Annotated in this window: 11 protein-coding genes; 8 read left to right on the top strand and 3 right to left on the bottom strand. The window is 60.3% G+C overall.

Annotation, left to right across the window (positions count from 1 at the left end; all coding sequences use genetic code 11):
• Positions 1-52 precede the first annotated feature (52 nt).
• The 3 genes from AM218_RS15150 to AM218_RS15160 all read left to right on the top strand — a co-directional run bounded on the left by AM218_RS15150 (position 53) and on the right by AM218_RS15160 (position 3,574).
• On the top strand, positions 53-1,492 hold the full coding sequence (locus AM218_RS15150; protein WP_082318266.1) for a M16 family metallopeptidase: 1,440 nt from the start codon (positions 53-55) through the stop codon (positions 1,490-1,492).
• Positions 1,493-1,504: 12 nt separating this feature from the next.
• A complete protein-coding gene (locus AM218_RS15155; protein WP_054414767.1) occupies positions 1,505-2,959 on the top strand; it encodes a M16 family metallopeptidase in 1,455 nt (484 codons plus the stop codon).
• Positions 2,960-3,136: 177 nt separating this feature from the next.
• Positions 3,137-3,574, top strand: coding sequence for a hypothetical protein (locus AM218_RS15160; protein WP_054414769.1), 438 nt, complete (start codon positions 3,137-3,139; stop codon positions 3,572-3,574).
• A gap of 88 nt (positions 3,575-3,662) precedes the next feature.
• Here the strand turns inward: AM218_RS15160 and AM218_RS15165 are convergent, their stop codons facing one another.
• A complete protein-coding gene (locus tag AM218_RS15165; RefSeq protein WP_054414771.1) occupies positions 3,663-5,177 on the bottom strand; it encodes a catalase in 1,515 nt (504 codons plus the stop codon).
• 131 nt (positions 5,178-5,308) lie between these two features.
• Here AM218_RS15165 and AM218_RS15170 point away from each other — a divergent pair, with 131 nt between their 5' ends.
• The 4 genes from AM218_RS15170 to AM218_RS15185 all read left to right on the top strand — a co-directional run bounded on the left by AM218_RS15170 (position 5,309) and on the right by AM218_RS15185 (position 9,972).
• Positions 5,309-6,238, top strand: a complete 930-nt coding sequence (locus tag AM218_RS15170) for a LysR substrate-binding domain-containing protein (RefSeq protein ID WP_054414773.1) — start codon at positions 5,309-5,311, stop codon at positions 6,236-6,238.
• 33 nt (positions 6,239-6,271) lie between these two features.
• The gene (locus tag AM218_RS15175) at positions 6,272-7,003 is read left to right on the top strand and encodes an alpha/beta fold hydrolase (RefSeq protein ID WP_054414774.1); all 732 of its coding nucleotides are present in this window, start codon (positions 6,272-6,274) and stop codon (positions 7,001-7,003) included.
• Positions 7,004-7,066: 63 nt separating this feature from the next.
• Positions 7,067-9,073, top strand: a complete 2,007-nt coding sequence (pulA, locus tag AM218_RS15180; protein ID WP_054414775.1) for a type I pullulanase — start codon at positions 7,067-7,069, stop codon at positions 9,071-9,073.
• Positions 9,074-9,132: 59 nt separating this feature from the next.
• Positions 9,133-9,972: an MIP/aquaporin family protein gene (locus AM218_RS15185; RefSeq protein WP_054414777.1), complete on the top strand. Its 840-nt coding sequence runs from the start codon at positions 9,133-9,135 to the stop codon at positions 9,970-9,972.
• Between the two features lie 61 nt (positions 9,973-10,033).
• Here the strand turns inward: AM218_RS15185 and AM218_RS15190 are convergent, their stop codons facing one another.
• Together AM218_RS15190 and AM218_RS15195 are read right to left on the bottom strand one after the other, a co-directional pair.
• Positions 10,034-12,373: a patatin-like phospholipase family protein gene (locus AM218_RS15190; RefSeq protein ID WP_054414779.1), complete on the bottom strand. Its 2,340-nt coding sequence runs from the start codon at positions 12,371-12,373 to the stop codon at positions 10,034-10,036.
• A gap of 112 nt (positions 12,374-12,485) precedes the next feature.
• A complete protein-coding gene (locus AM218_RS15195) occupies positions 12,486-12,857 on the bottom strand; it encodes a DMT family protein (protein WP_054414781.1) in 372 nt (123 codons plus the stop codon).
• Between the two features lie 85 nt (positions 12,858-12,942).
• Here AM218_RS15195 and AM218_RS15200 point away from each other — a divergent pair, with 85 nt between their 5' ends.
• Positions 12,943-13,905: an ion channel gene (locus AM218_RS15200; protein WP_054414785.1), complete on the top strand. Its 963-nt coding sequence runs from the start codon at positions 12,943-12,945 to the stop codon at positions 13,903-13,905.
• Positions 13,906-13,926: the final 21 nt, after the last annotated feature.

Consider the following 13,926-nt stretch of genomic DNA (forward strand, 5'->3'; position numbering starts at 1 on the left):
AATTTTCAGTAACATGGCGGTAAAATCATATCTAACCCCCTTGTTAGCTGTTATGTCTCCTCTAACCCGCGCAAGAGTTACGCAGTACGCCTTGGGCCTGGCGCTGCTGGCCGGCCTAGGCTCCTGCAGTCAGAAAACCATCTCGGGCACGGCGGCCACGGCACCGCCTGCGCCCGCCGCGGCTCCGGCCCAGCCGGCCGTATCGTCGTTCCAGATTCCGGTGGAGTATTACACCCTGCCCAACGGCCTGAAGGTGATTCTCTCCCCGGACCACACCGCGCCCACGGCCACCGTAGCGGCCTACTACAACGTGGGTTTCCGCAACGAGCCCCGCAACCGCACAGGCTACGCGCACTTGTTTGAGCACCTCATGTTCCAGGGCTCCCGGAACCTGGGCAAGATGGAGTTCATAAACCTGATTCAGAAGAATGGTGGTTTGCTGAACGGCTCCACCCGCTTCGATTTTACCAACTATTTTGAAGTAGTGCCCTCCCACAAGCTGGAGACGATTCTCTGGGCCGAAGCCGACCGGATGCGGGGTCTTGCCATCACCCAGGCCAGCCTCGCCAACCAGCAAGGGGTAGTAAAAAACGAGGTGCGCGTAAACGTGCTCAACCAGCCCTACGGCGGCTTCCCCTGGCTGGATATGCCCCAGAAAGCCAACCAGAACTGGAACAACGCCCACAACTTCTACGGCGACTTGAAAGACCTGGACGCGGCCACCCTGCCCGATGCCCAGGCCTTCTTCAAAACCTACTACGCGCCCAACAATGCCGCCCTGGCCGTGGTAGGCGACTTTGAGCCCGCCGAAGCTAAAAAGTGGGTAGAGAAGTACTTCGCCAACATTCCCAGCGCCCCGCAGCCTCCCAAGCCCGATATTTCCGAGCCCCGCCAGGAAAAGGAGCAGCGCTTCACCAAGGATGATAAGCTGGCCACCAAGCCCGCGCTGGCTTTCGCCTACCACATGCCCGACCGCAACACGCCGGAGTATTATGCCCTCATTCTGCTGGACCAGATTCTGCTGCAGGGCAAAGACTCCCGCCTCTACCAAGCGCTGGTGCAGAAGCACGGCTACACCGATAACGTGAACGGCGGCATCAATTACCTCGGCAACGCCTTCAACTACTCCGGCCCCATGCTCTGGATGGGCGATTTAATCTATGATCAGTCGGTGAAGTCTGACTCCGTGGTGAGCGTGCTGGATCAGGAAATCAACCGCCTGGCCAAAGGCGGCATTGATCAGGCCACCCTGGACCTGGCCGTGGTAAAGCTGCGCTCCACCCTCTACGACCAGCTTTCCGGCTCCGATAACTTCGGCCGGGCCGATATGCTGGCCTCGTTTGCCTTATTCGATAACAACCCCGCCCGCATCAACACGCTGGAAGAAGAGTTCCGGAAAGTGACGCCCGAAATCATGCAGCGCACCATTCAGGAATACCTGCGGCCCACCAACCGCACCCTGCTCATTGTGAATCCATTGGCTAAAAGTTAACCTTATCACGCCATGAAAATGCTACTGAACGGGCTGCTCTGCGTGGCCCTTATTACGGCCGGCACGCCGGCCGCGCTGGCCCAGGTCAAACCCAAGGTAAAACCCGTTTTAATCGATAAATCACCGGCCCAAACCACCCCTAAGGAAACCCCGCCGCCCGGCAGTACGCCCCGTGACTTTACCCTGCCGGAAAAAGAAGAATTCACGCTGTCCAACGGGCTGAAAGCCAAGTTGGTGCCTTACGGTGAAGTGCCCAAAGTAACCATGCTGGTGGCTATTCAGGCTGGCAACGTGCACGAGGAAGCCAACCAGGTAGGCGTTGCCGATCTACTGAGCAAGCTGCTCAGCGAAGGCACCACCACACTTTCGGCCACGCAGCTGGCCGATAAAATTGCCCGCATGGGCGGCTCCCTAAACGTTTCCGTGGGCGGCGACCAGACGCAGATTTATGCCTCCTGCCTGAGTGAGTTTGCGCCGGACATGGTGGCCCTGCTGGCTGATGTGGTGCAGCACCCGGCCCTGCCGGAAAGCGAGCTGCCCCGCATCAAAGCCGACTTTAAGCGGCAGATGAACCTGGCCCGCGCCCAGCCCGGCACCCAGGCCCGCCAGAAATTCTCGGCGGCTCTCTATGGCAAGCACCCCTACGGCCGCCCCCTACCCACCGATGCCGAGATTGATGCCCTCACCATGGAGATGGTGAAAGCCTTCTACCAGAACCAGTATGGCGCTCAGCGCACCGCCATATTTGTGGCGGGCAAGTTTGATAAAGGGGGGCTGCGCGATGCTATTACCAAAGCCTGGAGCGAAATGCCCAAAGGCCCGGCGCCGCACATTGAGATAGCCAAAGCCCAGACGCGCCCCGACATCATGACCCTGGACCGCCCCGGCGCGCCTCAGTCCACCATCGTCATCGGCTTGCCCGTAATAGACCCCTCGCACCCCGACTATATTAAGATGCGGGTGATGAACTCCCTGCTGGGCGGCTCTTTCGGCTCGCGCATCACGCGCAACATTCGCGAGGACAAAGGCTACACTTACTCGCCCTACAGCTTTCTGGAAACACACTACCGCACCGGCAACTGGAGCCAGAACGCCGACGTGACCACCCAGGAAACCGGCAACTCGCTCAAGGAAATCATGTATGAGGTAGAGCGCCTGCAGAAGACTCCGCCCTCAGCGGAGGAGCTGAAAGGCATTCAGAACTATGAGTCGGGGCTGTTTGTGCTGCGCAACTCCACACCGGCCGGCATCATCAGCCAGCTCAATACCCTGGAGCTGCATGGCCTGCCGGACTCTTACCTCACGGAGCAGGTAAAGAACATCAATGCCGTAACGCCCCAGCAGGTGAGCGAAACCGCCCGCAAATACGTGCGCCCCGAGGCCATGACCATTGTGGTCGTCGGCGACAAGAAAATCATCGACCCCCAGATCAAGAAGTTTCAGGCCTCGCGCAAGAAGCCTTTGTAAACAAGTGGCTTATTACGCTCCTCAGAACGGCTGTCCGGTGTTTCCGGGCAGCCGTTCTGGCTTTCATCCCTCAGTATCGGCAAGTCGCTCATAATCGGTATCAAAGCTTGCAACGCTTCCGCGGCCGGGTGGCTCTTAGGTATAGAAACCACTGGCTGTTTTTAACTCCCGATAACGATGCGCCCCTTACTGCAAAACCTCTGGCTGGCCGGCTTTATACTGCTGGTATCAGGCTGTCAGCAGCCTGACGTAACCCCAGAAGTTATTTCCACCGATGCGCACGCGCTGGAACAGCAGTGGGTGTGGGACTCCTACCAGGGCGGGTTTGGCGGCCTGCCCACCACGCCGGTATCGGGCCCCTCCGTTGTGCAGGAGTTTGCGGCCGATGGTACCCTGATTCGCTACGAGGATGGCCGCGAAGTAGCGCGCACCCCCTATACCCGCGCCCTGGCAACTTCCCGGATTTACCATGACCAGCGTGACATCATCAAATCCGTAGATGGCTTGCCGGTCATCATTCTCAAACTAACGGCCAACGAGCTGGTAGTGCAGGATGACGTGTGGGATGGATTCACCAAGACCTATCACCGGAAGCAGCGCACCCGGAATCCCTAAGCGCCAGACAGCTAGTCTCATAAAAACAAAACGGCCGGCTTCCTTGCGGAAGACCGGCCGTTTGCGTGCAGATAGGCGTGCGGTAAAACTATACAGCGGCGGCAGCCGCCTGCGGATGCTCGGTGGGCATCTCTACATCCACGCCCAGGCCTTTAGCAATAGCCATGCCCAGACGGATATCAGCGCGGAACCAGTGGCAGAGCTGGCGCTGGGTGATAAGGTCTTTCCTGGGGCCGCTGATGCCGCTCATGGAGCCCACTACGTTATCAATGAGGTTGCGCTGGGCCTGGGCATCCAGCAGGCGAAACAGGTTGCCAGCCTGGGTGTAGTGGTCGTCGTTGCCGGGGCCTTCGTTGCGGTCGTAGCGAGCGGCAAAGCCGTCGAGCTCCTGGGCGGGCTCGCCCTGGGTCTTGTCTTCCACGGGCCCGTCGAAGGAGTTGGGGAAGTAGTTAGGACCGGGGCCGCCGTTGTCGCCCAGCGCCATCTGGCCGTCGCGCTGGTAGTTGCTGAAGCCGAAGGGGCAGGCGTTGACGGGCAGGTGCTCATAGTTGGCGCCCAGGCGGTAGCGATGCGCATCGGGGTAGCTCAGAATGCGGCCCTGCAGCATTTTATCCGGCGAGTAGCCAATGCCGTCCACTACGTGCGCGGGGGCAAAAGCGGCCTGCTCCACATGGGCGTGATAGTTGGCAGGCACCTGGTTGAGCTCCATTACGCCAACCTGCTGCAGCGGAAACTCGCCCTGGGGCCACACTTTGGTCAGGTCGAAGGGGTTCCAGCGGAAGTCGCGGGCCTGCTCCTCGGTCATAGTCTGAATGAACATCGTCCACTTCGGGAAGTCGCCGTTGTCGATGGCCTCCACCAGGTCGTGCTGCGCGAAATCGGGGTTTTCGCCCTTCATGCGGGTCGCGTCTGCGCTGCTGAAGTTCCGGATGCCCTGTTGGGTACGGAAGTGGAATTTCACCCACACCCGCTCATTCTCGGCATTGATGAGGGAGAAGGTGTGCGAGCCATAGCCGTGCATGTGGCGGTAGCCGTAGGGCGTGCCGCGGTCCGACATCAGAATCGTGACCTGGTGCAGGCTCTCGGGGTTCAGGCTCCAGTAGTCCCACATCATGGTGGGCGACTTGAGGTTGCTGCGCGCCTCGCGCTTCTGGGTGTGGATGAAGTCCGTGAACTTCAGCGGGTCTTTCACAAAAAACACGGGCGTGTTGTTGCCCACCAGGTCCCAGTTGCCGTCTTCTGTGTAGAATTTCAGGGCGAAGCCCCGCGGGTCGCGCTCGGTATCGGCCGAGCCTTTCTCGCCGCCCACGGTGCTGAAACGGGCAAACATCTTACACTCGTTGCCCACCTTACTGAACAGCCGGGCCCGGGTGAGGTGGGTGATGTCGTGGGTCACGGTGAACTTCCCGTAGGCGCCGCTGCCCTTGGCGTGCACTACCCGCTCAGGGGTACGCTCCCGGTTAAAGTGCGCCGATTTCTCGTGCAGAAAGTAATCCTGGAGCAGTAGCGGGCCGCGCGCCCCTGCCGACAGCGAGTTTTGGTTGTCGAAAATCGGGCGACCCGAAGCGGTAGTCAACTTCTTCGGTTGGGTTGATTCTTCCATCGGAGTAAGAGTTATCAGCGTGGACCTCCCGGGCAGTGTGGCCCTGAGGATGTCGCAAAGATTGAGGTTGTTCGTGTATAAGAAAAATCGATTGTTTTTATACTGATATAGCGTGTGTCTATATTTGCAGGATGAACATCCAACAGTTGGAGTACCTGGTAGCCCTGGACACGTACCGGCAGTTTGTACTGGCGGCGGAGAAATGCCACGTCACGCAGCCCACGCTCAGCATGCAGCTCCAAAAGCTGGAAGAGGAGCTGGGCGTACTGCTTTTCGACCGCACCACCAAAGGCGTGCAGCCCACGGCCGTGGGCGTGAAAGTGGTGCAGCAGGCCCGGCAGGTACTGCGTGAGGTGCAGCAGCTGCGCGAGGTAGTGCAAGTGGAAAAAAACGAGCTGGTGGGCGAGCTGCGCCTGGGCATCATTCCCACGCTGGCGCCTTACCTGGTGCCGCTGTTTCTGGTGGAGCTGGTAGAGCGCTACCCCCGGCTGCGCGTGCAGGTAGAGGAGCTGCAGTCAGCACAAATCATTCAGCAGCTGAAGGATAATCAGCTGGACATTGGCCTGTTGGTTACCCCACTCGAGGACCGGCAGCTGCGGGAGCTGCCGGTTCTGGAAGAACCGTTTCTGGGCTATATCTCTGAAGACCATGCCCTGTACCAGAAGGCTGCCATCAGCCCCGAGGATATGGGCGCGCCGGGCCTGTGGCTGCTGCAGCAGGGGCATTGCTTCCGCCACCAGGTCCTGAATATCTGCTCCCCGGCCCCCATAGATACCACGCGGCCTTTCGTGTACGAAAGCGGCTCTATTGAAACCCTGAAGCAGCTGGTGCGCCACAACCACGGCTATACGCTGGTGCCCGAGCTGTCCGTACTGCAGGAGCTGGAAAACCCCATGGTGAAGCGCTTTGCCACCCCCGAGCCGGTGCGCGAAATCAGCCTGGTGGTGCACCACGGGTTTGTGCGGATACCGCTGCTGGCCACCCTGCGCGATATTATCCTGCGCCAGGTGCCTGCCCGGTTGCACACCGGGCAGGCCGGACAGAAAATCCGGTGGCGGTAGCGCATTTTGGTCAAAGGCGCGTAGAACAAGCCCATGGCGGCTCCTCTCACGTTTATTGGCCTGCATTACTGGGCCGGCTCGGGCCGTGCCTTTCAGCACGTAGCCCGCCGGCTGGCGCCCGAATACTCTTTCCTGGCGCCTGATCTGGGCGGCTTTGGTGGGGCACCCGCTCCGCCCCAGGGCTTTTCGGTGGATGCGTACGCCCGGCAAATAACCGCCTTCGTTGCGCAGCATTCCCTCACGCGCTACGTGCTGGTAGGGCACAGCATGGGCGGAAAAATTGCGTTGGCCCTGGCCGCCAACCAGCCGCCCGGGCTGGTTGGTGTAGCGCTGCTGAGTCCTTCGCCGCCCACCCCCGAGCCTATGACTGATGAAGGGCGCGCCGCCAGTCTGAAGGCCTTCGGAAAAAAAGACAGCGCCGAAAATACCCTGCGCCACATCACGGCCCAGCCGTTGCCTGCGGAGGACCAGGCGCAAATTCTGCACGATAACCTGCACAGCAGCCGGCCGGCCTGGGAGGCCTGGCTGCTGCACGGCAGCCGGGAAAATATTGCGGGCCGCCTGGGGAACATTATCGTACCCTGCCTCCTTTTGGCCGGCGACCGGGACGAGGTGATGTCGCCCTCGGTGCACGGGCTGGAGACCCTGCCGCTGCTGCCACCCGGTACCCCGTTGGAAATCATTGGCGGGGCCGGGCACCTGCTGCCGTACGAAGCCCCCGGGGAAGTGGCAGAACAGCTGCGCGCTTTTGCCTCCCGGCTCTAAGTTGAAGCTGGAATAGCGGATTAGCAGTCGGAAAAACCGAACTTGCTCATCTATTCCCTTCCTATGAAATCCTGGCTTTTCGTGACGCTGTTCGCCTCGCTCACCACCCTCACCACCTGCCGGACCGCACTGCCGCCGGATACCTACGAAGCCTACCCCACCTACTCCGGGCCCGATTTGGGCCTGACGTTTGTGCAGGGCCAGGCCCGACTGCGGGTGTGGGCACCTACCGCCGAGAAGCTGCACCTGAAACTATATACCGAAGGCACGGGCGGCACCCCGGTTGCCGATTACGCCATGCAAAAGTCGACGGGGGGTACCTGGCTGTATGCCTTGCCCCCGCAGCCGGCCGGCCAGTTTTACGTGGTGCAGGCCACCATTAAGGGCCGGCAGATGGCCGAAGTGCCCGACCCTTACGTGCATGCCGTGGGCCTGAACGGGCAGCGCGGGGCCCTGCTAAACCCCGCCACCGTAAGCCCCGCGGAGTGGGAAGATGATGTGCGCCCCAAGCTCCGGCAGGCCACCGATATTATCATTGGCGAGCTGCACGTGCGCGACCTGTCCATGCAGCCGCAGTCGGGCATACAGCACAAAGGCAAGTTCCTGGGCCTGGCTGAAATAGGCACCCGGGGCCCCGAGGGCGTGAAAACCGGCCTCGACCACCTCTCCGAGCTGGGCATTACCCACGTGCACCTGCTGCCCACCAACGACTATGCTTCTATTGACGAAAGCCAGCTGAACGAAAACCGCTACAACTGGGGCTATGATCCGCTGAACTACTCCGTGCCCGAGGGCTCTTACTCCACTGACCCCGCCGACCCCGCCGTCCGCATCCGGGAAATGAAGCAGATGGTACAGCGCCTGCACCGCCGGGGCCTGCGCCTGGTGCTGGATGTGGTCTACAACCACACGGCCAATGCCGCCCGCAGCTCCTTTGAGCAGCTGGTGCCCGGCTACTACTACCGCCACAACCCCGACGGCACCCTCTCCGACGCCGCGGCCTGCGGCAACGAAGTCGCCTCCGAGCGGCCCATGGTGCGCAAGCTCATTGTGGAGTCCGTAGGGTATTGGGCCCGGGAGTACCACGTAGATGGCTTTCGGTTTGACCTGATGGGCATTCTGGATATCCGGACCATGCGGGCGGTGCGTACGGCCCTGGACGAAACCGACCATTCCATCTTTGTGTATGGCGAAGGCTGGACGGCCGGCGCCAGTCCGCTGCCGGAAGCCCAGCGGGCTGTGAAAGCCAACGTGCTGAAAATGGACCGCATAGCCGCCTTCGGCGACGAGCTGCGCGACGGAGTGAAAGGCCACTACGCCCGCCAGACCGAGCCCGGCTTTGCCAGTGGCCAGCCCGGGCTGGAGGAAAGCGTGAAGTTTGGCATTGTGGCCGCTACCCGCCACCCGCAGCTCGATTACAGCAAGGTGAACTACTCCAAAGCGCCCTGGGCCACCACGCCCGCGCAGGCCATCAACTACGTAGCCTGCCACGACGACCGGGTACTCTGGGACAAGCTCACGATTGCCAACCCCGGGGCTTCGGAAGCCGAGTTGATCCGGATGGATCTGCTCAGCAACACCATTGTGTTTACTTCGCAGGGGGTGCCGTTTCTGCCCGTGGGGGATGAGTTTCTGCGCACCAAGGGCGGCTCCCACAACTCCTACAATCTGCCCGATAACGTGAACCAGCTGGACTGGGCCCGCAAGGCAAAGTATCTGGAGGTTTTTCAATTTTATCAACAGCTGATTGCCTTGCGCAAAGCGCACCCGGCCTTCCGCCTGCCCACGCAGGAGCTAATTCAGCAGCATCTGGTTTTTCTGCCGGATATGCCGGCCAATACCATTGGCTACCAGCTGCAAAACCATGCCGGCGGCGACGAGTGGGGGACTATTACCGTGCTTTTCAACGGCAACCCTGCGCCGGCGGCGGTGGCGGCACCCGCCGGCAGCTATACCGTGGTGCTGCGCGGCCAGCAGATCAATCCCAAAGGCTTGGAAGAACTGGTAGTAGAACCCGGCAAACTGCTCGGCCTGCCCGCTGGCGCTGCGCTTCTGCTGGTACAGCCCTAGCTCAACCGTAGTAACTACACGGGCTATTGGCCGTTGTACCAAACCTTAGGTACGACTCCATGAAGCTGATTTCCCAAATGCAGCGGGCCTGGTGCAGGCACTGGCCATACTATGTGGCCGAGGCAGTGGGTATAGGTGTTTTTCTGCTGTGCGGCAGCCTGCTCACCATTCTGCTGCAGCACCCGGCTTCGCCTGTCTGGCAGGCCCTGTCTCACCAGCCTATGCTGCGGCGGGTGTTGCTTGGGGTAGGCATGGGCTTCGTAATTGTAAGCATTGTGTACAGCCCCTGGGGCAAGCAGTCCGGGGCACACATTAACCCGGCCGTAACGCTGGGGTTCTGGCAGCTGGGCAAGATCCGGACGCCCGATGCCCTGTGGTACCTGCTGGCCCAGGTGAGCGGGGCGGTAGGTATGGGCCAGGTACTCAAGCCGGTACTCGGTGCCTATTACACCCACCCGGCCGTGAACTTCATTGTTACGCAGCCGCTGCCTTTACCAAACGGCACCCGGCTGGCGTTTGCCGGAGAGTTCCTTATCTGCTTTGTGCTGATGCTGCTGATGTTGGTGTGCCTGTACAGTAAGCGCCTGAAAGCGTACACCGGCTGGGTAGTGGGGCTGCTCCTGGCTTTGTTTATCATCTTCGAAACGCCCTATTCGGGCATGAGCCTGAATCCGGCCCGCACGCTGGGCAGCGCCGTAGCGGCCAACAGCTACCATGGCCTGTGGCTCTACTGGGTTGCTCCCTGTATGGCTATGTGGCTGGCTACGGTGCTGTTCCGGCGGTTTTACCACGGCGAGAACCTGGAGTGCGCCATTCTGGCGGGGTGCGGGCCCACCCCTTCTTCACCGCATGCACCGGAGGCAGAACCCCCGCAGTACCCGGATCAGGAGGCCGCCTAAACCAAAGCCCCACCGGTACTGACCAGTGGGGCTTTGGTTTATGGTTAAGAGGCAAAAGACCTTAGTCCAGCGCCCGGTCCCGGAACAGCACGTAGCCAATGTGGGCAAACACCCCGAAGCGGTGGTTTTTTTCATCGTAGGTGATGAATTGCAGGGAGGCGGGGCCGACGGGCGTTTGGTAGGTGAGGCCCGTCATGGCGGTGAAATAGGGGCGGGAAATGGTGTTCTGGCGTTTGGCCAGCAAGGTATTTTCCGGGTCGCGGCCCCAGGGGCGTACCAGCACGTGGGCATACACGGAGGTGCGCCACTCCAGCGGACCGGCTACACCCTGCACAAAGTGCAGGCCCCCGGCAGCATAAGCCGTACCGCGGTAGCGGTCCAGGAACAGCGTGCGGGAGTCGGGGAGGGGCAGGAAGGCGGGGGAAGCCGTGAGCGAAGAGCGGTAGGTGGCAAAGCGGCCCTGGGTGCTGGCCACCAGATCCGTGGTGAAGCCCCAGGCACTGGTGCGCACGCCCACGCTATCAACCTTGTTCAGGGTGAAAAACTGCTCAATGAAGGCATTGGCCCGCAGCCACTGGTGGTTTTTATCCCGGCCTTCCATATCGGGGGAGGCGGTAGTGCCCGGAATGTAGGTTTCAATGGCTTTCACGGCCCGGAAGCCAAACTCTACCCGGCGGCCCAGGGTAGCATACTGGCGACGGTTCTGGGAGTTTCGCTCAAACTTGACGGCAGCGGTAATCCCGCTTACCCGGTTAACATCCAGCGTGGCATTAGAGCTAAGCTCGTCAGTATTGGAAAACCGGTCGCGGGTGGTGAAGGCGCCGCCCGTGATAATGTAGCGGCTGCGGTAGTTGGGGCTGAGGCCAATCTGCAGGGTGGTGGCCAAGTCCCGCTGCTGAATCTGGGTGGTTTCGGTGTTGGTGCCCAGCAGGCCGCCGGTGTCCTGGTAGTTGAAGTTGTTAAAGGTAACCTGGGGCTGAACATATACCGGGAAACGGCCCGGCAGACTTACCCGGAAAGCCCCGTGGGCTCCGTTGTAAAACCGGCCCACGGTAGTGTTGACCGAGGCGGTGTAGAGGAAGCGGTTGAGGTAGCGGAAAGAGCCGCCCAGGTAAAAGTTGCTCATGGAGCGGGTGGAAAGCAGCACGCCCAGGTCGGCGGTAAGGTTGTTGTTCTGCCGCGCATCCACGGACAGCACGTAGCCTTTCTTCTGCTTATCGTACATCACCCGCGGATACACGTTGGAAAAGAAGTCGTTATCCACCAGCGTGAAGTAGCCTTCTTCTATGTCCGATGGGGTGTAGTTGGTGCCGGAACGCCGGAAGAACCGCCGCACAAAGGCCTGTTGCTCGGTGGGCAGCCCCTGCACGTTCACCTGCTTGAAATCGGGGCGGGGTGCCTGGTCCTGGAAGGCGCGACGGCGCTGCTGTAGGGCCAGGGTGTCCTCGCGCCGCGGAATGCGGCGCAGCATCATGGCCAGTTTGGCTTCGGCGGCGGCTTCGCCCAGGGTCACCAGCTTCTTGGCGCGGTTGAAGTCGCCGGCGCCGTAGCCTTCCAGATCAGGCTGAATGAAAATGCCGTTTTTTCCTACGGAAAGAGTATCGGCCACATTCGAGCCCAGGAAAATAAGCGTGCCGGTCAGCAGTTCATCATCCTTGGGCGTTTTGGGGTATTGCTTAAAGGCTACGTCGCCCACGTTCACCCCAATCATGATATCGGGCTTAAACTCCTCCGTCATCACGCCGGTAGGGAAGTTATCCACCACGGCCCCATCGAAAAGATAGCGGCCATCGGTCTGGCGGATGGGCCGGAAGGCCAGCGGGAAGGCCATGGAATTGCGCACGGCATCGGCCAGCGAGCCGCTGCGCTGCACCACGCGCTGCCGCGTAAATACCTCGGAGGCTACGGCCCGGTAAGGCACCAGCAGCTTGTTGAAGTCGTAGTCGGAAATGGCGCCGGCCGGGGCCAGCATGGTGGCCAGCTGGTAGTTCAGCGTGGCATCGTTGATGAGGCGGGGCGTAACGCGGGTTTTAAAATTCTTATCGATGGCCAGGCCCAGATGCAGCGCCGCCGGGTCAGAATCGGTTTCAAAATAGTTGTACACCTTGCCCGTGAGCGGCCGGCCCGCTACCCAGTCCTGAAAGTCCTGACTGAGCACAATCTTTTCAATTTCCGCCGGCGAGTAGCCCGCCGAATACAAGGCCCCCACAATGGCGCCCATGCTGGTACCCACAATGTAATCGATGGGAATGCGGTTTTTCTCCAGCACTTTCAAAACGCCCACGTGGGCCAGACCTTTGGCGCCGCCGCCACTTAAAACCAGACCTACCTTTTGGGCATTTGTGGGCAGTGTGCTGAGCAGCCACAGGAGCAGCGCCAGCCAGAAGTAATTTTTTCGCATAGTTGAACGGTGTGCCGAGTGCCCCGGCAAGGGGCGCGTTTCCTACGCAGGTGAGTGAGGGGAGTTGTGGAAATATAGGTTTGTGCTGATTTTAAGGTAGCAGCACCACGGGCTACCATTTTCGGAAGATAACATACACAGCTGCAATCAGCAGCAGAAAGCCAACTACGTGGTTCCAGCCCAGCTTATCGGTACGGAAAACATACACGGCGCACAGGGTAAACACTGTGAGGGAAATAACCTCCTGTATTACCTTCAACTGAAACAGATTGAAGGGGCCGCCATTCTCCTCAAACCCGATGCGGTTGGCCGGCACCTGAAACAAGTACTCAAAGAAAGCCAGTCCCCAGCTCACCAGTATCACCCCCACCAGCCCCAGCTTGCTCAGCAACGGCAGCTTTTTAAACTGCAGATGCCCGTACCAGGCAAAGGTCATGAAAAGATTGGAGATGGAGAGCAACAGCAGGGTAAACAGGGCTTTCATGGAAATGATGGGTAAAATGCCAGGTAATGTATGGGGCGTAGGCTAAGAAACAAGCCCGGCTGAAAGTAAGTACCTTGCTCAGGACATGGCACTTTCATCCCGCTCTTCTACTTCAAACGGGGCCGCCTCTCCACCCAGCCCGCTGGATCCGGGCATTGGCGTCAAGTTTGGGCGGCCCACCCGTCGGGCCATTAACCACGATGGGAGCTTTAACGTGCGCCGCCGCAGTAGCAGCAGCCACGTGCACGACCTTTATCAGGAGTTGATTACCATGGCCTGGGGGCCGTTTCTGCTACTGCTGCTGGGCACCCTCACGCTGGTAAACGTGCTGTTTGCGGGCGGCTACCTGTGGCTGGGCCTCCACTACCTGAGCGGCACGGCCGGGCTGACGCATATTCCACCGTTCCTGCAAGCCTTCTTTTTCAGCATACAAACCTTCACCACCGTGGGCTACGGGAACATCTCTCCCAATAGCATTGGAACCGGCTTGCTGGCCAGCGCCGAGGCCATGACCGGCCTGCTGATGGCGGCCCTGGCTACCGGCCTGCTCTATGGGCGGTTTTCGCGCCCCCGGGCGGGCATTTTGTTTAGCCGTACGGCCCTTATTTCGCGCCGGGCCAATGGCACCCCCAACCTGCAGTTCCGGGTGGCCAACCGCCACCGCAGCACCCTGGTAGATCTGCGGGCGCAGGTCTTGCTGCAGTTTACCGATGCCGATGGCAACCGCACCTATCAAAACCTGGCGCTGGAGCGGGATTCGGTATACTTCTTTCCGCTGAACTGGACCGTGGTCCACGACATTACGCCTGAAAGCCCCCTGTACAACCTCACGGCCGCTGATTTAGCCAGCCGTAGCGCCGAAATCCTTATTCTGCTCCGAGGCTATGATGACACCTTTGCGCAGGATGTGCACGCGCGCAATTCCTACCGATTTGATGAGCTGGAGTGGAACCGCCGCTACGTGCGGGCCTATGACATTGAGGAAGATGGGATGGTAGTGCTGGATCTGGACCGCCTCCACGATACGGAAGCAATCAGCAATGAATAAGGCGGAATAAACCATGGAGGC

Source organism: Hymenobacter sp. DG25A (assembly GCF_001280305.1).
In the GTDB taxonomy this organism is placed as follows: Bacteria; Bacteroidota; Bacteroidia; order Cytophagales; family Hymenobacteraceae; genus Hymenobacter.